General features: G+C 63.8%; 15 protein-coding genes and 3 pseudogenes. 13 read left to right on the forward strand and 5 right to left on the reverse strand.

The window, feature by feature from the left end:
- The 4 genes and pseudogenes from Q0S16_RS00880 to Q0S16_RS00895 form a co-directional block, all read left to right on the forward strand.
- Window positions 1–248: pseudogene (locus Q0S16_RS00880) on the forward strand (ABC transporter ATP-binding protein); the annotation flags it as partial.
- Window positions 242–1,425, forward strand: a pseudogene (locus tag Q0S16_RS00885) (acyl-CoA dehydrogenase family protein). The pseudogenes Q0S16_RS00880 and Q0S16_RS00885, both read left to right, overlap by 7 nt.
- A 28-nt stretch (window positions 1,426–1,453) precedes the next feature.
- Window positions 1,454–2,554, forward strand: coding sequence for an LLM class flavin-dependent oxidoreductase (locus tag Q0S16_RS00890; protein WP_295843999.1), 1,101 nt, complete (start codon window positions 1,454–1,456; stop codon window positions 2,552–2,554).
- Window positions 2,554–3,495, forward strand: coding sequence for an ABC transporter substrate-binding protein (locus tag Q0S16_RS00895; RefSeq protein ID WP_295844001.1), 942 nt, complete (start codon window positions 2,554–2,556; stop codon window positions 3,493–3,495). The genes Q0S16_RS00890 and Q0S16_RS00895 overlap by 1 nt, the downstream gene beginning before the upstream one ends.
- 104 nt (window positions 3,496–3,599) lie before the next feature.
- On the opposite strand, the gene Q0S16_RS00900 is transcribed toward Q0S16_RS00895, so the two are convergent.
- Window positions 3,600–4,712: an alkene reductase gene (locus Q0S16_RS00900; protein WP_295844002.1), complete on the reverse strand. Its 1,113-nt coding sequence runs from the start codon at window positions 4,710–4,712 to the stop codon at window positions 3,600–3,602.
- A 194-nt stretch (window positions 4,713–4,906) separates the two neighbouring features.
- Here Q0S16_RS00900 and Q0S16_RS00905 point away from each other — a divergent pair, with 194 nt between their 5' ends.
- The 5 genes and pseudogenes from Q0S16_RS00905 (at window position 4,907) to Q0S16_RS00925 (ending at window position 10,947) form a co-directional block, all read left to right on the forward strand.
- On the forward strand, window positions 4,907–7,189 hold the full coding sequence (locus Q0S16_RS00905; protein ID WP_295844004.1) for an FdhF/YdeP family oxidoreductase: 2,283 nt from the start codon (window positions 4,907–4,909) through the stop codon (window positions 7,187–7,189).
- 130 nt (window positions 7,190–7,319) lie between these two features.
- Window positions 7,320–8,603: an MFS transporter gene (locus tag Q0S16_RS00910; RefSeq protein ID WP_295844006.1), complete on the forward strand. Its 1,284-nt coding sequence runs from the start codon at window positions 7,320–7,322 to the stop codon at window positions 8,601–8,603.
- Between the two features lie 182 nt (window positions 8,604–8,785).
- Entirely contained in the window at window positions 8,786–8,914 is a 129-nt protein-coding gene (locus tag Q0S16_RS00915; RefSeq protein WP_295844007.1) for a hypothetical protein, read from the forward strand.
- Window positions 8,915–9,115: 201 nt separating this feature from the next.
- Window positions 9,116–9,574, forward strand: coding sequence for a DUF4126 family protein (locus tag Q0S16_RS00920; protein WP_295844009.1), 459 nt, complete (start codon window positions 9,116–9,118; stop codon window positions 9,572–9,574).
- A pseudogene (locus Q0S16_RS00925) lies at window positions 9,571–10,947 on the forward strand (FAD-containing oxidoreductase). The gene Q0S16_RS00920 and the pseudogene Q0S16_RS00925 overlap by 4 nt, the downstream one beginning before the upstream one ends.
- 3 nt (window positions 10,948–10,950) lie before the next feature.
- Here the strand turns inward: Q0S16_RS00925 and Q0S16_RS00930 are convergent.
- The 4 genes from Q0S16_RS00930 to Q0S16_RS00945 form a co-directional block, all read right to left on the reverse strand.
- Complete coding sequence (locus tag Q0S16_RS00930) at window positions 10,951–11,118, reverse strand: hypothetical protein (RefSeq protein WP_295844011.1); 168 nt, start codon at window positions 11,116–11,118, stop codon at window positions 10,951–10,953.
- Between the two features lie 172 nt (window positions 11,119–11,290).
- Window positions 11,291–12,040 carry a glucose 1-dehydrogenase gene (locus tag Q0S16_RS00935; RefSeq protein WP_295844013.1) on the reverse strand — a complete coding sequence of 250 codons (750 nt, stop codon included), beginning with the start codon at window positions 12,038–12,040 and terminating at the stop codon, window positions 11,291–11,293.
- Between the two features lie 188 nt (window positions 12,041–12,228).
- Window positions 12,229–13,809: a Na+/H+ antiporter gene (locus tag Q0S16_RS00940; RefSeq protein WP_295844015.1), complete on the reverse strand. Its 1,581-nt coding sequence runs from the start codon at window positions 13,807–13,809 to the stop codon at window positions 12,229–12,231.
- A gap of 164 nt (window positions 13,810–13,973) precedes the next feature.
- Complete coding sequence (locus Q0S16_RS00945) at window positions 13,974–15,041, reverse strand: glycosyltransferase family 4 protein (protein WP_295844016.1); 1,068 nt, start codon at window positions 15,039–15,041, stop codon at window positions 13,974–13,976.
- Between the two features lie 297 nt (window positions 15,042–15,338).
- Between Q0S16_RS00945 and Q0S16_RS00950 the strand changes: the two genes are divergently transcribed.
- From Q0S16_RS00950 to Q0S16_RS00965, 4 genes are all read left to right on the forward strand, one after another.
- Entirely contained in the window at window positions 15,339–17,105 is a 1,767-nt protein-coding gene (locus tag Q0S16_RS00950; RefSeq protein ID WP_295844017.1) for an ABC transporter ATP-binding protein, read from the forward strand.
- A 95-nt stretch (window positions 17,106–17,200) separates the two neighbouring features.
- Window positions 17,201–19,375 carry an amylo-alpha-1,6-glucosidase gene (locus Q0S16_RS00955; RefSeq protein ID WP_295844056.1) on the forward strand — a complete coding sequence of 725 codons (2,175 nt, stop codon included), beginning with the start codon at window positions 17,201–17,203 and terminating at the stop codon, window positions 19,373–19,375.
- A gap of 71 nt (window positions 19,376–19,446) precedes the next feature.
- On the forward strand, window positions 19,447–20,067 hold the full coding sequence (locus tag Q0S16_RS00960; RefSeq protein WP_295844019.1) for a PRC-barrel domain-containing protein: 621 nt from the start codon (window positions 19,447–19,449) through the stop codon (window positions 20,065–20,067).
- Window positions 20,068–20,145: 78 nt separating this feature from the next.
- Window positions 20,146–21,390: an MFS transporter gene (locus Q0S16_RS00965; protein ID WP_295844057.1), complete on the forward strand. Its 1,245-nt coding sequence runs from the start codon at window positions 20,146–20,148 to the stop codon at window positions 21,388–21,390.
- The last annotated feature ends 43 nt before the right edge of the window (window positions 21,391–21,433 follow it).

The raw sequence follows: 21,433 nt of genomic DNA on the forward strand, positions 1-21,433 counted from the left end.
GCATCACGATGCAAACCGAAATCCTGTCGCTGTGGCAGCGAACCGGCTTCACTGCGTTGCTGGTGACCCATGACGTCGAGGAAGCGGTATTCCTCGCCAACCGCGTCATCGTCTTCAGCGACCGCCCGGCGCGCATCAACGCCGACATCACGGTTGACCGACCGTACCCGCGGCACCGCGGCGATCCCTATCTCGCCGACCTCCGCCGCAACATTTTGGGATTGCTCGGATTGGATGCGACATGGTGAATGTTCAAGGCAGTTCGCTGCGAAAGCCAGCGGCAGCCGATGCAGGGCCGTCCTTCATTGCATGCGCAAGTTTGCTCGCGTCAGAATTTGCGGCGCGGGCGGCCCAACATGATCGGGATGCCAGCTTTCCGTTCGAGAATTTCGCGCAACTTGCCGAAGCAGGATTGCTGGCTCTGACAGTGCCCGCCGCCCTGGGTGGCGCTGGTGCGAATGCGAGTGAGGCCGCCCGCGTCATCAACATCATCGGCAAGGCCGATCCGTCGACGGCGCTGGTGTTGTCGATGCACTACATCCAGCATCTGGTGATGGCGCGAAGCACGCGCTGGCCGGGCCGTCTGTCGCGGAAGCTGGCGCGCGAGAGCGTCGAAGGCGTGTCGCTGATCAACGCGTTGCGGGTCGAGCCGGATCTCGGCTCGCCGTCGCGCGGCGGTCTGCCGGCGACGACAGCTCGAAAGACCGAGACCGGCTGGCGGCTAAGCGGCCGAAAGATCTATTCGACCGGCGCGCCGATTCTGAAATGGTACACGGTGTGGGCGAAGACGGATGAGCCGGAGTTGCGCATCGGCCTGTTGCTGGTGTCCGCCGGATTGCCCGGCACGACGATCGTCGAGACGTGGGACCATCTTGGGCTGCGCGCGTCGGGCAGCCACGACGTCGTGTTCGACGACGTGCTGGTGCCGTTCGATCATGAAATCGATCTGCGCAAGCCCGCGGAATGGGGCGCGCCGGATATTGCCCAGGCGACCGTGCAGGCGGTGCTGGTCGGCGCGGTCTATGATGGCGTCGCCCGGGCCGCCCGCGACTGGGTGTAGACTTCCTCAACAGCCGCGTGCCCGCCAGCCTTGGCGCGCCACTGGCCACGCTATCGCGTGCGCAGGAAATTGTAGGTGGCATCGAAGCCAGGCTGGCCGTAAATGCGCGGCTGCTCGACAGTTTTGCCCGCGATATCGACGACGGCATCGCGCTTACCCCGTCCGAAGCCAATATCATCAAGCTCACCGTCACCAACAATGCGGTCGCGGCGGTCGAAGAGGCGCTGTCGCTGACCAGCAATCACGGCCTGACCCGCGCCAATCCGCTCGAGCGGCATTTTCGCGACGTGATGTGCGGCCGCGTTCATACCCCGCAGGACGACGCCACGCGCATCAGCGCGGGCCGCCTTGCCCTCGGCATCTAATCAACCATCGAGAGAATGGAGATCCACCATGTCCGTCGAATTCATCGGCTTCATCAGCAATAACGATTCCTCCGAGACCCGCGTGCGTTCCGGGCCGGTGCTGGATCCGGCCTATATCGAGACCGTCGCCAAGGCCCACGAGCTCGCCGGCTTCGACCGCGCGCTGCTGGCATTTCACTCCACTACGCCGGACGGCCTGCAGGTCGCGCAGCATGTGCTGGGCGTGACTGAGCGCCTCAACATGATGATCGCGCAGCGCCCGGGCTTCACGGCGCCGACCGTGCTGGCGCGCCAGCTCGCCACCATCGACCAGTTCTCCAAGGGCCGCGTCTCGCTGCATGTCATCACCGGCGGCAACGCCAAGGAGTTGCGGCAGGACGGCAACACGCTCGACGACAAGGATGAGCGCTACGCCCGCACTGACGAGTGGCTCGACGTCCTCAGGGCCGAGTGGACCAGCGAGAAACCGTTCACCTATAACGGCAAGTATTTCCAGATCGAGAACGGTTTTGCGCAGGTGAAGCCGTACAGCCCGATCCATATTTTCGTCGGCGGCGCATCGGACGCTGCGATCGAGGTCGCCGGCAAGCATGCGGATACCTTTGCGCTGTGGGGTGAATCCTATGCGCAGGTGCGCGACGTCACCACGCGCGTGCGCGCCGCTGCCGCGAAACTCGGCCGGCCGTCGCCGCGCTTCAGCCTGTCGGTGCGGCCGATCATCGCCGACACCGAGGAGAAGGCGTGGGCCAAGGCCGACGACATTCTGGCGCGTGCCACCGCGCTGCAGGACAAGACCGGCTATCGCAAGCCGGCCGACGGTCACGCCACCGCTGGCGCCAAGCGTCTGCTGGCGCTGGCGGAGCAGGGCACCCGGATCGACAAGCGGCTGTGGACCGAGATGGCGGCGCTCACCGGCGCCAACAGCAACACCACGGCGCTGGTCGGCACCCCCGAGCAGGTCGCCGAAGTATTCGCGGATTACTACGATCTCGGCGTCAGCCATTTCCTGATCCGCGGCTTCGATCCGCTGATCGATGCCATCGACTATGGCCGCGAGTTGATTCCGCGGACCCGCGAACTGGTCGCGCAGCGCGGTATTGCCCAGAAGAACAATGGAGTTGCCGCGTAATGAACCGTTTTGTCCTCGCTGCCGCGCTGATTGCCGCGACGCTGTCATCCGCTCGTGCGGAAACCACCCTGATCGTCGGCGACCAGAAAGGTAATTCGCGGGCGGTAATGGAAGCCTCGGGTGTGCTCAAGGATCTGCCCTACAAGATCGAGTGGAAGGAGTTTGCCGCGGCGGCGCCCTTGCTGGAAGCGCTTGGCGCCGGCGCGATCGAGACCGGGCTGGTTGGAGATGCGCCGTTCACCTTCGCCGCTGCCGCCAACGTCCCGGTCAAGGCGATCGGCGCGATCCGGCAGACCCAGGAAGGCCTCGCGATCCTGGTACCGAAGGAATCCACTATCAAGAGTTTCGACGAGCTGAAGGGCAAGAAGATCGCCACCGGCCGCGGCTCGATCGGCCACCAGTTGATCCTCGCGGCGCTGGAGTCGAAGGGTTGGACGCCGGCCGACATCCAGCTGGTGTTTCTCGCACCTGCCGATGCCAAGGTCGCCTACAGCCGCGGTTCGGTGGATGCGTGGTCGACCTGGGAGCCTTATGTCAGCCAGGAAGAGGTGTTGTTCGAATCGCGTCGCGTGTTGACGGCGGAGGGATTGTCAGCCGGCCTCAGCCTGCAGGTGGCGACACCGACGGCGATCAAGGACAAGCGGCCGGAGCTGGAAGACTTCTTGCGCAGGCTGACGCAGGCACGTGCCTGGGCGCTGAACAATGCCGACAGCTATGCGCAGACCTGGGGCAAGTTGATGAACGTGGTGCCTTCGGTGCCGCTGAACTGGTTGACCCGCGCCAAGATCCGCATCGCGCCGATCGATGACAGCGTGATCGCCGACGAACAGAAGACGATCGATCTTTATCTGCGCGCCGGGTTGATCAAGACGAAGCTGGATGCGGCAACCCTCGTCGATCGCTCGTTTACCGACGCGATCTCGAAAGGCGCGGGGCTGTAGCGAATACACACCTTCGTCATGCCCGGCGATGCGCCGGGCATCCACGTTGGCGCGGAACCTCGTCATGGCCGGGACAATCCCGGCCATGACGATTTAAGCTTTAGCTATTCTGCTTCCTGGAACGGATAGTCGGTATAGCCAGCGACGTCGCCGCCATAGAATGTCGCTCGGTCATAGGGCGTCAGCATTGCGTTCTTCCTGATGCGCTCGGGCAGGTCGGGATTGGCGATGAAGGTTCGGCCGAACGCGATGGCATCGACATTGCCGGAGGCGATCGCCGCCTCCGCCGATGCGCCGTCGAAGCCGCCGGCGGTGATCAGCACGCCCGGCCATAGCGGCCGGAACAGTTCGAACGCCGCGGGCACATCGGTGTGGTTGACCTCGGAACGTCCGGCGCCGCTGCTGCGCGGCTCGACGAAATGCAGATAGGCCAGCCCCCGCGGCGCGAGTTGGCCGATGACGTGGCTGTAGAGCGGCATCGGGTCGGCCTCGCCGCTGTCATTGGCGACGCCATAGGGTGATAGCCGTACCGCGACGCGGTCGGCACCCCATACCTCGATCGCCGCATCGACGACTTCCAGCAGCAGCCGCGCGCGGTTCTCGATGCTGCCGCCATAGCGGTCGATGCGCAAATTGGACCGCGACTGCAGGAATTGCTCGAGCAGATAGCCATTGGCGCCATGGATCTCGATGCCGTCGAAGCCGGCCTCCAGCGCGTTGCGTGCACCCTGCCGGTAGGCCTCGATAATGCCGGGGATCTCGTCGGTCCGCAGCGCGCGCGGCACCTCGTAGGGCGCGATGTCGCCTGAGGCGGTGCGGGTCTTGCCGGAAATGGCGATCGCCGACGCCGATACCGGCAGGACGCCATCGGGCTGATACGAGGAATGCGACGCCCGGCCGACATGCCATAGCTGCAGGAAGATGATGCCGCCCTTGGCGTGTACGGCGTCGGTGACCTGCTTCCAGCCAGCGACCTGCGCCCTCGAGTAAATCCCCGGCGTGTCCGGATTGCCGCGGCCGGTCGGTGTCACCTGCGAGGCCTCGGCGATGATCAGGCCGCCTTGCGTCGCGCGCTGCGCATAATATTCCGCATTCAGCGCGCGCGCGGCGAGGCTGCTCGTATCGGCACGCATCCGCGTCAGCGGCGCCATCGCGACGCGATGGCTGAGATGATAGGGGCCGATCTGCAGCGGCGTGAACAGCGACGGATAATGCATCAGATCTCCATTTGCATATGCAATCGGGCGATGGGAATTGACGCCCAACCAGCCTGATGTGCTTAGGCTGGTTCAACCCGCATCGACAAGGCCGCGCAGTCAATGAAAGGTGATACGCAATAACTGTTGCAGTGCACTCTTTGTGATATGTGACACCAACGGTCGTATGGGCCGCAAGTTGAGGAATGGTCGCGATGGCGAAGAAGCAGGTCAAGGGCGTTGAAGACTATACGGGCGCAGCCGCCGGCTGGGGCGCGCTCAAGGCCGTGGCCGACGCGGTGCGTGGCCAGATGGCGGTGGTCAACGAGACCCAGGGCCTGCTCACCATGAACCAGCCGCACGGCTTTGATTGCCCGGGCTGCGCCTGGCCCGATCCGAAGCATACGTCGTCATTCGAGTTCTGTGAGAACGGCGCCAAGGCGGTATCGTGGGAAGCGACCGCCAAGCGGACGACGCCGGAATTCTTCGCGGCGCACACCGTGAGCGAACTCTGGGAGTGGAAGGATCACGATCTCGAAAACGAGGGGCGCCTGACGCATCCGATGGCTTATGACGCCGCCTCCGATCGCTATCTGCCAATTTCCTGGGAAGAGGCGATGACGCGGATCGGCACGTCGCTGCGCGCGCTGCCGGATCCCAACATGGCGGAGTTCTACACGTCGGGCCGCTGCTCCAACGAAGCCGCCTTTCTGTATCAGTTGTTCGTGCGCGAATACGGCACCAATAATTTTCCCGACTGCTCCAACATGTGCCACGAAGCCACCAGCGTCGGCCTGCCGCAATCGATCGGTGTCGGCAAGGGCACCGTGACGCTGGAAGATTTCGACCATGCAGATGCGTTGTTCTGTATCGGTCATAATCCCGGCACCAACCATCCGCGCATGCTCAACACGCTGCGCGAATGCGCCAAGCGCGGCGCGGCCATCGTCTCGATCAATCCGCTGCGCGAGCGCGGACTGGAGCGCTTCACCTCGCCGCAGAGCCCGGTGGAAATGCTGACCAACAGTTCGACGCAACTGTCGTCGGCTTACTATCAGGTCAAGGTCGGCGGCGATGTCGCGGTGCTGAAGGGCATGATGAAAGCGGTGGTGGCGCTCGATGCCGCCAGCCTCAAGGCCGGCGGTGAAGGCGTGCTGGATCGCGCCTTCATTGCCGAACACACCGATGGCCTCGAGGCGCTGCTGGCCGATCTTGAGGCGACGTCGTGGGAGTCGCTCGAGAAATCTGCGGGCCTGTCGCGCGCCAAGCTCGAGGAACTCGGCGCGATCTACGCGCAGGCCAAGAACGTCATCATCAATTACGGCATGGGCATCACCCAGCATCGCCACGGTACCGGCAATGTGCAGCAGATTGCCAATCTCCTGATGCTGCGTGGCAATATCGGCCGGCCCGGCGCCGGCATCTCTCCGTTGCGCGGCCATTCCAACGTGCAGGGCGACCGCACCGTGGGCATCACCGAGCTGCCGAACCAGGCGCTGCTCGACGGCATCAAGCGCGTGTTCGGCTTCGATCCGCCGACCGCGCATGGTCATGACGCGGTCGGCGCGGTACGCGCGATCCGCGACGGCCGCTCCAAGGCGCTGATCTGTCTCGGTGGCAATCTCGCGGTAGCGATGTCCGATCCGGAAGAAACCTATCCGGCGATGCGCAGCCTCGATCTGGCGGTACATATCGCCACCAAGCTCAACCGTTCGCACCTGCTGATCGCGAAAGAATCGATCATCCTGCCCTGTCTCGGCCGCACCGAGATCGACGTTCAGGCGACCGGACCGCAGCTGGTCACGGTGGAAGATTCGATGTCGATGGTACATGGCTCGCGCGGCGGGCTGAAGCCGGCTTCCGAACATCTGAAATCCGAAATCCTGATCGTTTGCGAAATGGCGCTGGCGACGCTGCCACAGACCAAAGTAAATTGGATGGAACTGGTCGCTGATTACAGCAAGATCCGCGACGCCATCGAGGGCGTGTTTCCGGCGTTCAAGGATTATAACCGCCGGATCAAGGAGCCGGGTGGTTTCCGGCTGCGCAATGCCGCGTCCGAACGGGAATGGCTGACGCCGGGCAAGAAGGCGAATTTTCTGGTGTTCCCCGGCGTCTATGAAGACGGTGAAGCCGGCGACGCGCTGACGCTGACCACGATCCGCAGCCACGACCAGTACAACACCACGATCTACGGCATGAATGACCGCTATCGCGGCATCACCGGACGCCGCGATGTGGTGTTCGTCAACGAGCAGGATCTTGCCAGCCGCGGCCTCGCACATGGCGACCTGATTGACCTGGTGCTGGCGTCGCCGGGCGCGGCGCCCCGCGAGTTGCTGCGGATGACGGCGGTAGCCTACAACATTCCGCAAGGTTCGGTGGCGGCCTACTACCCCGAAGCCAATGTGCTGGTTTCGCTCGACCAGCATGATGCCAAATCCGGAACGCCGGCCTATAAGTCGATTCCGATCCGCATCACCGCCTCGGCGGCTTAGCGGCTCTTTCCTCTCCCCGCGCGTGGCGGGGAGAAGGTTAGAGCGCGCGTAGCGCTCCCTCCATGTGTGGGGCGGGGCAGCGTAAGGCCAGCGCCTTGCCGCTCTCGCCGTTTCGTCGTACCCGACGCGGATGAACATTGGCATCAGACTGGCGGCTCGTAATCCTGACACCGCGCCAGGCGTCGCCTATGCGTTGATGGCGGCACTGGTGATCCTGACCTGCGGCCACATCCTTTCCAACCTGCTGCGCACCATGCCGGCGATGGCGATCGATCTGCTCGCCGCCGATCTCGGCTCGACAGCGCAGCGACTGGCGGCGCTGACGGCGGCCTATCATTTCTCGTTTGCGATCTGCCAGATTCCCGTCGGCGTGGCGCTCGATCGTTACAGTATCCGCAACGTCGCGCTTACGCTGTTGGTCGGTACCTTCGCCGGCGCCGCGCTGGCCGCGCTGTCGCGCGGGCCTGCCAGTTTTCTGGCAGCGCAATTGCTGCTCGGCCTGGCGACCTCGGGCATGCTGATGTGCCCGATGGCCCTGGCCGCCAAACGCTTGTCGTCGTCACAGTTCGGGGTGTGGTCGGGGCTGATCCTGTCGCTCGGCAATGCCGGCATGCTGCTGTCGGCGAGTCCATTGGCCTTCGTGGTCGAGCAATGGGGATGGCGTACCGGCTTCTGGCTCGCAGGCTTCGCCGCGCTGGCGGTGGCTGGCCTGGTGATACTGATCGTGCCGGGCGACCGGCCGCAGCAGGTCAAGAAGAGCCCGGCGCTGCGGGCGGAGATGAGGACGGTGCTGCGGCTGGGTGCCGCTCCGGCGCTGCGTGGCATTGTCATTCTTGCCTTCGTCTCGCTGGCGGTGCTGCTGGTACTGCGTGGCCTGTGGGTCGGACCGTGGCTGATGGATGTCAAAGGCCTGTCGCGGCTCGATGCCGGCAATGTGTTGACGGTGTTCACCGTCGCGCTGGTGGTCGGTCCAGCGCTGATGGGGCTGGTGGACCGCAGGATCGGTCAGCGCCGGATGTTGCTGCTGGTAACGCAGCTGATCGCCGCCGCTCTGTTTGTGCTGCTCGCCTGTGGCGCGCCGGGCATGCCGCTGGCCCGCGCCTTCGCAGTCGTCTTCATGCCGGTCTCGTTCGACATCGTGGTGCTGGTGTCGATCGGTCTGCTGGTCTGCGTGCAGCCGCTCATCTACGCGATGACGCGACAAATGGTAGCGCTGGAAAATACCGGCAAGGCGCTGTCGGCCGTGAATCTGGCGTTCTTTCTCGGTGTCGCCGTGATGCAGTCGGCTACCGCACCGATAGCAGCGAGTTGGGGTCTTCCCGCCGTGCTGATCGCGATGGCGGTATTCCTGACCATCGGTGTTGTCAGCTTCTTCATGCTGACGCGAACACCCGCCGCACGCTTGCGGCAATAATTCTCGTTATCGTGTTCCGGCAAATGCTGGAGTTGGGCTTTGTCCTATGATCTGATGTGAAAGTGATGCGACGAGAATGTCGCGCACGGTCTTTGCAGGGAGGACGCCACTTGCCATTTTTCGTCAAGGGAACCGATACGTCAGGGACTATTTCATTGCGTCGCGATAATGCCGCGGCGGCCGTGAAGAAAGCCAAAGAGCTGCTGGATGACGGCTGCTGGGATGTCGAGATCACCGGACCAGAGGGCGGGCCGCATCCGATCGCCGAGTTCGAGGCGCTGCACAGCGCTTCTGCCGACCGCGCCGGCTGAACGAGGCGATGACGGCGTCGGTCTTGTCCCGCGCCGTTCGCCGCCCCGGCCATTGAGATCGCGGCAACGCGCATTGTTCCGCCATCGCGGACTGTTCCTGTTTGTATCACTCCTCGAACCCGTTGCAGTTGGCGGATCGCCCCGTCTTCGCTACGCTGCTACCCCAGTGGCGCGGTGCGCCAAGGCATGGGGAGCGGTGAATTGATCTATCTGCTCGGACTATTGATGGGCGTGGTCGCCGGCCTGCGAACCATGACGCCGGCGGCGGCCGTAAGCTGGGCCGCCTATCTCGGCTACCTGAATCTCGACGGCTCGTGGTTGTCGTTCCTCGGTTCGATCTGGGCCGTGAGCATCTTCACCGTGCTAGCGCTCGGCGAACTCATCACCGACCAACTGCCGTCGACGCCGAGCCGCAAGGTGCCATCGCAATTTGGCGCCCGCGTGCTGATCGGCGCCGTGGCCGGTATCGCCATCGCAGGTCCGGCCAACGCGCTGCTGGGTGCCGTGGCCGGCTTCGGCGGCGCGGTGATCGGCACACTTGGCGGAGCGGAACTGCGCGCCCGGTTGGCAGCAAGCTTTGGCAAGGATGCACCCGCGGCTTTCATCGAGGACGCCATCGCCATTATCGGCGCCGTCCTTGTCGTGCTTGCGCTGAAATGACCCGCGGCTTCGACGCCATCATCGTCGGGGCCGGGCAGGCCGGCCCGCCACTGGCCGGTCGGCTCACCGCCGCCGGCATGTCGGTGGCGCTCATCGAGCGCCATCTGTTCGGTGGCACCTGCGTCAACACCGGCTGCAAGCCGACCAAGACGCTGGTCGCCAGCGCCTATGCCGCGCATCTCGCGCGCCGCGCCGCCGATTTCGGCGTGATGCTGGATTCTCCGGTGCGGATCGACATGAAGCTTGTCAAAGCCCGTGCCGATAAAGTGACGCTCGACTCCCGCGCCGGCGTCGAGACCTAGCTCGGCGGCATGGAGAATTGCACCGTGATCAACGGTCATGCCCGCTTCGAATCCGCCGACACGATTCGCGTCGGCGACGAACTCCTGACCGCGCCAAAAATATTCCTCAATGTCGGCGGCCGCGCGATGGTGCCGGAGATGCCCGGCATTCACGACATCGATTATCTCACCAATTCCAGCATCCTGCGGCTCGACCGCGTGCCGCGCCATCTGGTGGTGATCGGCGGCAGCTATATCGGGCTCGAATTCGCGCAGATGTATCGCCGCTTTGGTGCCGAGGTCACGGTGGTGGAAAAAGGCACGCGACTGGTAGCGCGCGAGGACGAGGAGATTTCGCAGGCCATCCGCGACATCCTCGAGGCCGAGGGCATTCAGGTTCGCAGCAGCGCGGAATGTATCAGCTTCAGGGCACACCCCGACGGAATCGGTGTCGGCGTCGATTGCACCGATGGAGATCCGGAGATCATCGCCAGCGACGTGCTGCTGGCGGTCGGCCGCCGTCCCAACACCGACGATCTCGGGCTGGACAAGGCCGGCGTCGGCATGGACGCCAAGGGCTACATCAAGGTCGATGACGGCCTCGCGACCAATGTGCCCGGCATTTTCGCGATTGGCGATTGCAACGGCCGCGGCGCCTTCACGCACACCGCCTATAATGACTTCGAGATCGTCGCCGCCAATCTGCTCGACGGCGCCAGCCGACGCGTCAGCGACCGCATACCAGGCTACGCGCTGTACATCGACCCACCGCTCGGCCGCGTCGGTATGACGCTGGCGCAGGCGCGAGCCACGGGAAAGAAATTGCTGATCGGTACGCGCCCGATGAATCGGGTTGGCCGCGCGGTGGAAAAAGGCGAGACCCTTGGCATGATGCAAATAGTGGTCGATGCCGAGACGAAGAAGATTCTAGGTGCAGCGATCCTGGGCACCTCGGGCGACGAGGCGATCCACGGCATTCTCGATATCATGAATGTCGGTGCCGACTACACGCAGCTGCAATGGGCGGTGCCGATCCATCCGACGGTTTCGGAACTGATCCCGACGCTGCTCGATGGGATGAAGGCGGAGTGAAAGTCAGAATTCCTTGACGACCATCAGCGTCAGTAACACCGTGCCGCTGGATGCCATGACCACGGCCATGTTGAGCAGGTTTCGCGCAGCAACGGCAATTGTGGAAGTGGTGCGCGCGGGCTCGGCGGCGGTTTTCTTTTTGCGTGGCGCGGATCGTGTCTTGCTGGTCATGATGTCTCCAAAGAGGAGGGCCAGACCGCTCTGCGATCTGGCCCTGACGCCTTCCCTGCCGAGGTTTGTCCCTCGATCATGACGCGACCATCGCATGAACGGCCGCTGAATTGCTTAATCGAAGTGGTGAATCGAATCTGACCGGATTCGATGGTTTACGAACTTTGCAGCGTTAGATCGTGCGGCCGCCATCGACCGGCAGGATCACGCCGGTCAGGAATTCGGATTCCTCGCCGGCGAGATACACGCAGGCATTGGCGATGTCGGAGGGACGCGACATCCGGCCGAGCGGAATCGTGGCAATGAATTTGGCGCGGTTTTCCGGCGTGTCGGGCACGCCCATGAAGGATTCCAGCAGGCCGGTCTCGCCCATGACCGGCGCGATGCAGTTGACGCGGATGCCGTCCGGCGCCAGTTCCACGGCCATCGATTTCGACATCAGGTTCACCGCGCCCTTGGTCGCATTGTACCAGGTCAGCCCCGGCCGCGGCCGCAGCCCGGCGGTGGAGCCGATATTGATGATGCGGCCGCTCTTCTGCTGGCGCATCACCGGCACGCAGGCATTGGTCATCAGGAAGATCGATTTGACGTTGATGGCGAAGGTCTTGTCGAACTCCGCCTCGGTGACCTCGAGCAGCGGCTTGTTGCGGTAGGTCCATCCGGCATTGTTGACGACGACATCGAGCTTGCCGAAGCTGTCGACCGCGAGTTTCACGGCGGCATCGACATCGGCCTTGCTGGTGACGTCGCCGCCCAGCGCGATGGCGCCAGCGCCGATCCCGTCCGCAACCTTCTTCGCACCGTCGGCGTTGAGATCGAGAATGATGACCCGCGCGCCTTCGCGCACATAGGCACGTGCGATCTCAGCGCCGAATCCCGAGGCGCCACCGGTGACGATGGCGGATAATCCTTGCAGTCGCATAATTCTCTCCCGTGAGCCGCGCTTCGAGCGAGCGCTTCAGGAGACAGGTTAGACGCTGCGAAGGCGATTGAGAAGCCACTCTCCGCCGTCATTGCGAGAAGCCCTTGCGACGAAGCCGTCCAGTCCGTCTTGTGCGAGTCTCTGGATCGCCGCGTCGTTCCTCGCAATGACGGCTGATCGGCGGATGTCTATACGTAACGCCGCACATTGACCTCTTCTAGATCGAGCCCTTCCTCGATGGCGTGCAGCACGCTGTCGTGAATCTCACCGGATCGGTGCAGCCGCAATAATTCGGCGCGGCCGGCGGCGTTGGCCACCAGCACCGCGCTGTAGTGATCGACGCGGTGCGGCGCCAGCGTTTCGAATTCTTCCGAGAAGCGCTTGGCGGCGTTGACGCGATATCCGTATTGTTCCACCAGTCGCGGATGGCGGTGGGTGCCGTCGGGCATCAGCGACTGCTTTTCGAGCGCGGCAAATTGCGCGGTGGCGACGCGCGCGCGGGCCTGCGCTTCGGTCAGCGGCGAATGCCGGACCGCGGTGAAATCGCCCTTCATCAGCAGCCGTACCAGCGGCGCCAGCGTGGTGCCCTGCACCAGCACGGTCACCAGGATCACCGCGAAGGTGACCGCGAGGATGAAATCACGGCCGGGAAATCCTTCCGGCAAGGAGAGCGCGATGGCCAGGCTGACCACGCCGCGCAGCCCGGCCCAGCTCATGATGAAGGGCACCGCGAGCGGCGGGTAGGGGTCCCGCGCACGCAGCTTCGGCGCCAGCAGTCGCGGTAGATAGGTGCCCGGAAAGATCCATACGAAGCGCGATACGATCACCGCGGCGACGATCGCGGCGGTTGCCGGGAGTAGCGCCAGCAGCGCGTCGGCGCCGCCGAGCCGGCTCAGGATGCCCCTCAGCGACAGCCCGATCAGGATAAACACCAGTGATTCCAGCGCGAACACCACCACGCCCCACACCGCGATCGCGCGGGTGCGGGTCGCGGCATTGATGATCTCGTGCTGCTTCCAGCCCAGGATCATGCCGCAGGCCACCGTCGACAGCACGCCGGAGACGCCGAGCTTTTCCGCCGCGATGTAGGAAATCCAGGCGTTTAGAAAAGTCCAGATGATGACCAGGTCGGTATCGAGCACGCGCTTGATGACGACGATGGTGAACGCCGCAAAGGCCACGCCGGCGGCGATGCCGCCGATCGCCAGCCAGGCGAAGTTCAGCGAGGCCTCACCGATGCTGAAGCTGCCGGTGAGGGCGGCGGCGACCGCGAAGCGGAACAGCACCAGGCCGGAGGCGTCGTTGACCAGGCTCTCGCCCTCCAGCAGCACGATGACGCGTGGCGGCAGTGGCAGCTTGGACAGCACCGCCTTGGCGGCCACCGCATCCGGCGGCGACACGATCGCACCGAGCGCGAAGCATGCCGCCCATGGCAGCGACGGCATCAGCATATGGGTAACGACGCCGACCACCAGCGTGGTGAAGAACACCGCGCCCACCGCGAGTTGCAGGATGATCCGGATGTCGGCGCGAAAATCCCGCCAGGAGGTGAACCACGCGCTGGACATCAGCAGCGGCGGCAGGAACAGCACCAGCACCAGGTCGGGGTCGATCTCGATATCGGGCGTGCCGGGGATCAGAGCAAAGCCGATGCCGCCGAGGATTAGCGCCGCGGCTCGCGGGAGCGCCAGTCGCCGCGCGATCAAATCGAGCACCACGATCACCGCCATTAGCAGCAGGATCAGTTCGAAACGGGAGACAGCAGTCATGACAGCCCGCGATTGCGTGAGTAATATCTGTTTCTCGCAAATGTCGGGCGGGCTGTACAGGCTGGACGATGGGCTAGATTGGGCCGCAAGCGCCAAGTCGGAGCGCCAATGTTCATTGTTCCCTCCCCCGCCAAGGGAAGGGAACCGTGCGGCCGCTGCGTGCGCTACTCCGCGCTCTGCATCAGCCGGATTTTGGGCTCGCCCTTTTCGCTGAGCTCGCGATACACTGCCATGTAGTCCATCGCCATGCGACGCGCTGTGAAGCGCTTCTCGAAGTGCTTGCGGATGGCCCCGCGATCCATTCCCTCAAGGCGTCCGACCGCGGCGGCGGCGCTGGTCTCGTCCTCGACGATGAAGCCGGTGAGGCCCTCGTCGATGATCTCCGGCACCGAACCGCGATTATAGGCGATTACCGGCGTGCCACAGGCCATCGATTCGATCATCACCAGCCCGAACGGCTCCGGCCAATCGATCGGCAGCAGCAGTCCGTGCGCGCCGGACAGGAACTGCGACTTCTCATGGTCGCCGATCTCGCCGATATATTCGATCAGCGGATGGTTCATCAGCGGCTTGACGACCTCGTCATAGTATTCCTGGTCGGCGCGGTCGATTTTAGCGGCGATCTTCAGCGGCATGCCGCAGCGGATGGCAATCTTGATAGCGCGGTCGACGCCCTTTTCCGGCGCGATGCGGCCGAGCACCGCCAGGTAGCTCGGCGTGATCGGCTGCGGGGTCAGCAGATTCTCGGGCAGGCCGTGATACACCGTGCGCACGAAGTTGGCTTGCGGAACCGGACGTCGTTGCGCATTCGAGATCGACACGACCGGTGATTTGGAGAAAGTCGTGAACACCGGCTGGTGTTCGGGTAGGTCGAGGCGGCCATGCAACGTGGTGAGGAACGGCGTCGGTTGCCGCGCAAACAGCGAAAACGGATAGTAGTCGAGATGGAAATGTAGGAAATCAAATTGCTCTTCGTCGCATTTCTGTCGCACACGTTCCAGCATCTCCATGTGGAGCGCGTTGGGATCGCGTACCGAGCCATCGAGCCGCAGCGCCTTCGGCCAGCCGGCGTCGAGCTTTCCTGACGTCACGGAATCTCCGCTGGCAAATAAAGTGACATCATTGCCGAGAGCCACCAGCTCCTCGGTCAACCAGTGCACGACCCGTTCAGTGCCGCCATAGAGTTTCGGGGGAACCGCTTCCGTTAGGGGAGCAACCTGCGCGATGCGCATCTAAACTTCTCCTGTGTTCAACGCGATGAACCCTGATTCACGATGGTGTTGGCACCGGCATGCCGGAAAAGGAACGTTCTCGCATGTGCGAAGTTCCTATCTGACATGCGCACTTCGTCCACACTGTGGTCTTGCTGATGCCATCACACTCCATCAACTCTAGTGCATTGCAAATGCTGCCGAATTGTTGCGCAGTGATGACGAGAACGTGGGAACTTCGTAATGACGCTGTCTGGAACTATCGAAAGTCCTGCGATGCCGCGAGATTCTGCCTGTGCAATGAACGTTGATCATCCAATGGACGATCTTTCCGGCTACACACAACGGCCGTTCGCTTTTGTGATGCGCTACATCCGGCGCCGTTCCGCGTCGCATCTCATCATTTTGCTCGCTGTGCTCGCAGCCGTCGCCTGCTCGGTAGGCACGCAATACGGAATCAAGTACCTTGTAGACGGCCTGTCGGCTGGACCGAACAGCAAAACCAATGGCGTCTGGCTGGCATTTGTTTTTCTGGTTACGCTGATTTCCGCCGATATGTTTTTATGGCGGGTGGCTAGCTGGACCGCGAGTTTTACGTTCGTCGGCGTCACTGGAGATCTGCGTCGGGATATCTTCCGGTATCTGACGGGCCATGCGCCGAGTTATTTTACCGAAAAGCTCCCAGGCATGCTGACCAGTCGCATCACGGCGACATCCAATGCGGTGTTCACCGTCGAGAACATGTTTGTCTGGAACGTGCTGCCGCCCTGCATCGCCACCGTCGCAGCGATCGCGCTGATCGGCACCGTCAGCCTGCCGATGGCAGCCGGTCTGGCGGTGGTTGCCGGCGGAGTCGTGGTAATGATGTTCAAAATGGCGGCCGCCGGAAAGGCGCTGCATGATGATTTTGCCGACAAGGCCGCCGCGGTCGATGGCGAGATGGTCGATGTCATCAACAACATGCCGCTGGTGCGTGCGTTCTGCGGCCTGAGTTTCGAACATGATCGTTTCGATGCGACCGTCGGTCGCGAGCTGAATGCCCGTGGCCGCAGCCTGCGTTATCTGGAAAAGCTGCGGCTGACCCATGCCGCGATCACGGTGGTCCTGACCATTGCGCTGTTGGCCTGGGCGATCCTGCTGTGGCAACGCGGCGGCGCCTCGACTGGCGATGTGGTTCTGGTCTGCACGCTCGGCCTGTCAATCCTACATGCGACTCGCGATCTCGCGGTGGCGCTGGTCGATGTCACGCAACATGTTGCACGGCTGTCAGAGGCGCTGGCCACATTGCTGGTGCCGCATGAGCTTAGCGATCATCCGGAAGCCGAGGCGCTGGTCAAATCCGGCGCAGCGATCGCGTTCGAGAATATTTCCTTCAAATATCCGGGCGGCCTGCCGGTGTTCGACAAGTTCAGCCTGCGGCTGCATGCCGGCCAGCGCGTCGGGCTTGTCGGGCAGTCGGGCGGCGGCAAGTCCAGCCTGTTCGTGCTGCTGCAGCGCTTCTACGATGTGCAAAGCGGCAGCATCTCCATCGATGGTCAGGATATTTCGCGGGTCACGCAGCACAGCCTGCGGCAGGCGATCTCGGTTGTGCCGCAGGACATCTCGCTGTTTCATCGCTCGATCATGGAAAACATCCGCTACGGCCGCCCCTCTGCGACGGATGAAGAAGTGCTGCGCGCCGCGATCTCGGCGCGTTGCGATTTCGTCGAGACGTTGCCGGAAGGTCTGCATACCCAGGTCGGCGACCGTGGCGTGAAACTGTCGGGAGGACAGCGTCAGCGTATTGCGATCGCGCGGGCATTTCTCAAGGATGCGCCGATCTTGCTACTGGATGAGGCTACTGCGGCGCTGGATAGCGAATCCGAGGAAGCGATTCGCGAAGCTCTGCAGCGCCTGATGCGTGGCCGTACCGTGATTGCGATCGCGCACCGACTGGCCACGCTGCGTAATTTCGACCGCGTCGTGATGCTGCAGGGAGGCAAGATCATCGAGGACGGCAAGCCGGACAGTCTGATGCAGGGCACGGGGCCGTATCGCGAACTCGTGACTCAGGAAATGAGCCGTCTCGCGCAACATGCCGCCTGACGGGGTAAACTCCCGCGTGAGTCGTCCCGCGGCGTCTCGTCATTCACATCAAACGGCCGAGGTATCTCATGCCGATCGAAGCCGCAGCCAAGCTGATGCCGATTCACGATGTCGAACCGATCGTGGAGTCGCCATTCTACATTCCGATGACCGGCCCCGCGGCGCGGCCGCGTCGCGCGCTCAAGCATGATGACACGTTCGTGGTGCTCGATAGCCACGGCGACATCGGCGCCTCTGCCGGCGGCCCGGACGGCTTGTTTAACACCGATACGCGCTATCTGGCGCGTCTGGAACTGTCGCTGGACGGGTTGCAGCCGCTGCTGCTCGGCTCCAATCTGCGCGACGATAATTCGGCACTCACGGTCGATCTCACCAATCCCGATATCTATCGCAATGGCCGGCTGGTGCTGCAGAAGGATCTGCTGCATATCGTCCGCACCTTCTTCCTGTGGCGCGGCGCGGCCTATCAGCGCATCGGCCTGCAGAACCACGGCGAACATGCGGCCAGCTTCGACCTCACCCTGGCGTTCGACAATGATTTCGCCGATCTGTTCGAGGTGCGCGGATCGCAGCGTGCGCGTCGCGGCGTCGCCACCAGCCGGCTGCTCGGCCCCAGTGATGTCGCACTGGAATATACCGGTCTCGACGACACGCCGCGCAACACCATGGTGCATTTCGATCCGCGGCCGACGCGGCTGGCGGCGAATACCGCGACCTACCATTTCGAGCTGGCTCCGCAACAGAGTGCGTCACTGTTCGTGATCGCCACCTGCAACCAGAGCCCCGACCACCGTCCGGTGCCGTTCTTCCGTGGCCTGCTGGCGCATCGCCGCGAGTTGCGTCGTCTCAGCAAGGGCGCTACGTCGATCGAGACCTCCAACGACATCTTCAACGAGGTGCTGTGCCAGTCGATGGCCGACCTCAACATGCTGATGACGGAGACGCCGCAAGGCCGCTATCCCTATGCCGGCATCCCCTGGTATTCGACCACTTTCGGACGCGACGGCCTGATTACCGCGTTGCAGATGTTGTGGATCGACCCGCGCGTCGCCCGCGGCGTGCTGAAGCGGCTGGCCGCGTTCCAGGCCAAGGCCGTCGACCCGCTCAATGACGCCGAGCCCGGTAAGATTCTGCATGAGATGCGCGGTGGCGAAATGGCGGCGCTCCGCGAAGTGCCGTTCGCGCAATATTACGGCAGCGTTGATGCGACGCCGCTGTTTGTGATGCTGGCCGGTCTCTATGTCGAGCGTACCGGCGACGACGAGACGCTACGCGAATTGTGGCCGGCGATCGAGGCGGGCCTGGCGTGGATCGATGGCCCCGGCGATCCCGATCAAGACGGCTTTGTCGAATATCAGCGCGCGACCGATCAGGGCCTGCAGAACCAGGGCTGGAAGGATTCGTATGATGCGGTGTTCCACGCCGATGGCCAGCTTGCCGAGGGCAACATCGCGCTCGCCGAGGTGCAGGGCTATGTCTATGCCGCCAAGCTGCTGGCCTCGCGATTAGCCCTGCGTATGAACCTCACCGATCGGGCACATGCTCTCGTGACCCAAGCGCAGCGGCTGTCGGAACGGTTCGAGGACGCATTCTGGTGCGAGGAGCTCGGCACTTACGCGCTGGCACTTGATGGCGACAAGCTCCCGTGCGCGGTGCGCAGCTCCAATGCCGGGCAATTGCTGTTCACCGGGATCGTCCGCGAGGACCGCGCGCGGCTGGTGGCGGCCGACCTGATGCGCCCGCATTTCTTCACCGGCTGGGGCATCCGGACCATCGCGCGCGGTGAGGCCCGCTATAATCCGATGTCCTATCATGATGGCTCGATCTGGCCGCATGACAATGCGCTGATCGCGCTGGGGCTGGCGCGCTACGGCCTCAAACATTCCGTCGAGGCGTTGTTCAAGGGACTGTTCGACACCGCCGCCTATATGGATCTGCGGCGGCTGCCGGAACTGTTCTGCGGCTTTCAGCGCGAGAAGCGGCGTGGCCCGACACTGTATCCGGTAGCCTGCGCGCCGCAGGCCTGGGCCAGCGCGACGCCGTTCACGCTGCTGGAGGCCGCGCTTGGCATCGAATTCGACGCGGTTCGCGGCGAGATCCGGTTCCGCAACCCGCGGCTACCGGGCTTCTTGCACGAAGTAATTCTGCGCGATCTGCGGCTCGGCGAGTCCAGCGTCGATCTGCGGCTTTGCAAGCACAATGATGACGTTTCTCTGGAAGTGCTGCGGACCCGTGGTCGCATCCAGGTGTCCACCGTCCTGACGCATTGATCGTCCTGTCGGGCCATCACATGGCGTGATCGCGGCACGAATGCGTGCCCAACATATCTGAAAGAGGCTGCATGGATGCTACCCGACTGACGTTGACTCTGGCGCTTGCTTGCGCCGTGGTTTCGGCCTCGCCATCGTGGTCTGCCGACGAAAATGCGCCGAGCCAGTCAGCGCCGGCAGCTTCGCCGGTTGCGCCGCCATCGGCGGCAACACCGCCGAAGCCCGATATGCCACCCAATATCGATACCAAGCCTGAATCGAAGCCCGACGCCAAGGCCGACGCGGTCGTGCCGGCCCCGACGCCACCGCCAGCCGTGGCCGCGCCGCCCTCGGTCACGGTGATCGACGCCGTCGATGCGCATGGCATTCTTGGCCGCGACGTTCGCAGCCCCGCCAGCGAGAATATGGGTCGCATCGCCGACGTCATTGTCGACCGTTCAGGGCAGGCGCGGGCCGCGGTGATCGATTTTGGCGGTTTCCTCGGCGTTGGCAGCCGCAAGATCGTGGTGGAATGGGCGGCGCTGCATTTCTGGAACGTCGCCGACAAGGCCGCGAGTATTACGCTCGAGCTGACCCGCGAACAGGTCCGCGCCGCGCCGGAATACAAAGACGATGCGCCGATCGTGGTGCTGGGCGCTTCCGGCGCGCTGCATCCGCTGCGCTTTCCGCCGCGGACCATGCAGGAGCGATAGGTGGCTACCGTCGAGGCGCCCGACCGGAAGCGTACGGATGGCGAAGCGGTCGTGCCAAATCTGGCATGTGCGCCCGGCATCGCGCCGGAGCATGACCATCATGAGCCGCGCCGCGCGCCGCCGCCGTCGCGCGAAAGCCTGCGCGGGCTCGATTGGTTCATTTTCTTTCTCGCCGATGTGCAGACCGGATTCGGCCCGTTCATCGCGGTCTATCTCACCACGCAGAAGTGGACCCAGGTGGAGATCGGCTTTGTGCTGTCGATTGGCGGCGTCATCGCGCTGATCGGCCAGATGCCCGGCGGTGCCATCGTCGACGCGGTGCGTTCGACCAGGCTGATCGCCGGCGCCGCCATTGTCGCCATTGGCTGCTGCGCCCTGGGCTACGCGGCCTTTCCCGTGTTCCCGATTGTCGTCGCCGCGGCGACGCTGCATGCGATGTCCAGTTGCGTGCTGGGGCCGGCCATCGCGGCGATCAGCCTCGGCCTCGTTGGCCCGCTCAAAATTGGCGAGCGGCTCGGGCGCAATGCGCGCTTTGCCTCGCTCGGCAATGGCGTCGCCGCTGCCGTGATGGGAACGTGCGGTTACTATCTGTCGAGCCGCTCGGTGTTCGTGGTGACGTTTCTGCTGGTGCTGCCGACATTGTATGCGCTGTCGCGAATCCGCGCCCGCGAGATCGACGCGGCGCAGGCGCATGGCGCGATCATTGACCGTGGCTCGGCCGATCTCAAGACGATCCGGTTTCGCGATCTGATCCGGCAGAAGCCGCTGCTGATCTTTGCAGGTGCCGTTCTGCTGCTGCAGCTCGCCAATGCCGCGATGCTGCCGCTGATGGCCGGGGTGGTCACCACGCGCTCGGCCGACTGGGCGCCGGTGCTGATCGCGTTCTGCATCGTTGTGCCGCAGGCGATCGTCGCGCTGACGTCGCCGACCGTCGGCCGCAAGGCGCAGCAATTCGGTCGTCGGCCGCTGTTGCTGCTCGGCTTCGCCGCCTTGACCATCCGCGGGCTGCTGTTCGCGACGGTCACAGACCCCTACGCGCTGGTCGCGGTACAGCTGTTCGATGGCGTCACCGCCGCGGTATTCAGCGTGATGATTCCGCTGATCGTCGCCGACGTCGCCTTTGGCAGTGGCCGGTTCAGCCTGGCGCAGGGCATTGTCGGCACCGCCACCGGCATCGGCGCCGCGCTCAGCACCGTGGTCGCCGGCTTTGTCGCCGATCGTTTCGGCGCGCCGGTCGCATTCGTCGGCCTCGCCGGCGTCGCCGCGCTCGGCCTGCTGATGATCTGGACCATCATGCCAGAGACAAGGCGGGGTGCCGCCTGATCTCTCGCCGCAAGGGTTGGCGAGGAAAGGGCAGCGCGCGGTG

Origin of the sequence: Tardiphaga sp. (assembly GCF_025356345.1) — a bacterium.
Taxonomy (GTDB): domain Bacteria; phylum Pseudomonadota; class Alphaproteobacteria; order Rhizobiales; family Xanthobacteraceae; genus Tardiphaga.

Bases quoted from the DNA above. Each gene is read 5' to 3' on its own strand.
- Q0S16_RS00890 (WP_295843999.1), top strand. From the start codon at position 1,454: ATGTCCGTCGAATTCATCGGCTTCATCAGCAATAACGATTCCTCCGAG.
- Q0S16_RS00895 (WP_295844001.1), top strand. From the start codon at position 2,554: ATGAACCGTTTTGTCCTCGCTGCCGCGCTGATTGCCGCGACGCTGTCA.
- Q0S16_RS00900 (WP_295844002.1), bottom strand. From the start codon at position 4,712: ATGCATTATCCGTCGCTGTTCACGCCGCTGCAGATCGGCCCCTATCAT.
- Q0S16_RS00905 (WP_295844004.1), top strand. From the start codon at position 4,907: ATGGCGAAGAAGCAGGTCAAGGGCGTTGAAGACTATACGGGCGCAGCC.
- Q0S16_RS00910 (WP_295844006.1), top strand. From the start codon at position 7,320: ATGAACATTGGCATCAGACTGGCGGCTCGTAATCCTGACACCGCGCCA.
- Q0S16_RS00930 (WP_295844011.1), bottom strand. From the start codon at position 11,118: ATGACCAGCAAGACACGATCCGCGCCACGCAAAAAGAAAACCGCCGCC.
- Q0S16_RS00935 (WP_295844013.1), bottom strand. From the start codon at position 12,040: ATGCGACTGCAAGGATTATCCGCCATCGTCACCGGTGGCGCCTCGGGA.
- Q0S16_RS00940 (WP_295844015.1), bottom strand. From the start codon at position 13,809: ATGACTGCTGTCTCCCGTTTCGAACTGATCCTGCTGCTAATGGCGGTG.
- Q0S16_RS00945 (WP_295844016.1), bottom strand. From the start codon at position 15,041: ATGCGCATCGCGCAGGTTGCTCCCCTAACGGAAGCGGTTCCCCCGAAA.
- Q0S16_RS00950 (WP_295844017.1), top strand. From the start codon at position 15,339: ATGGACGATCTTTCCGGCTACACACAACGGCCGTTCGCTTTTGTGATG.
- Q0S16_RS00955 (WP_295844056.1), top strand. From the start codon at position 17,201: ATGCCGATTCACGATGTCGAACCGATCGTGGAGTCGCCATTCTACATT.
- Q0S16_RS00960 (WP_295844019.1), top strand. From the start codon at position 19,447: ATGGATGCTACCCGACTGACGTTGACTCTGGCGCTTGCTTGCGCCGTG.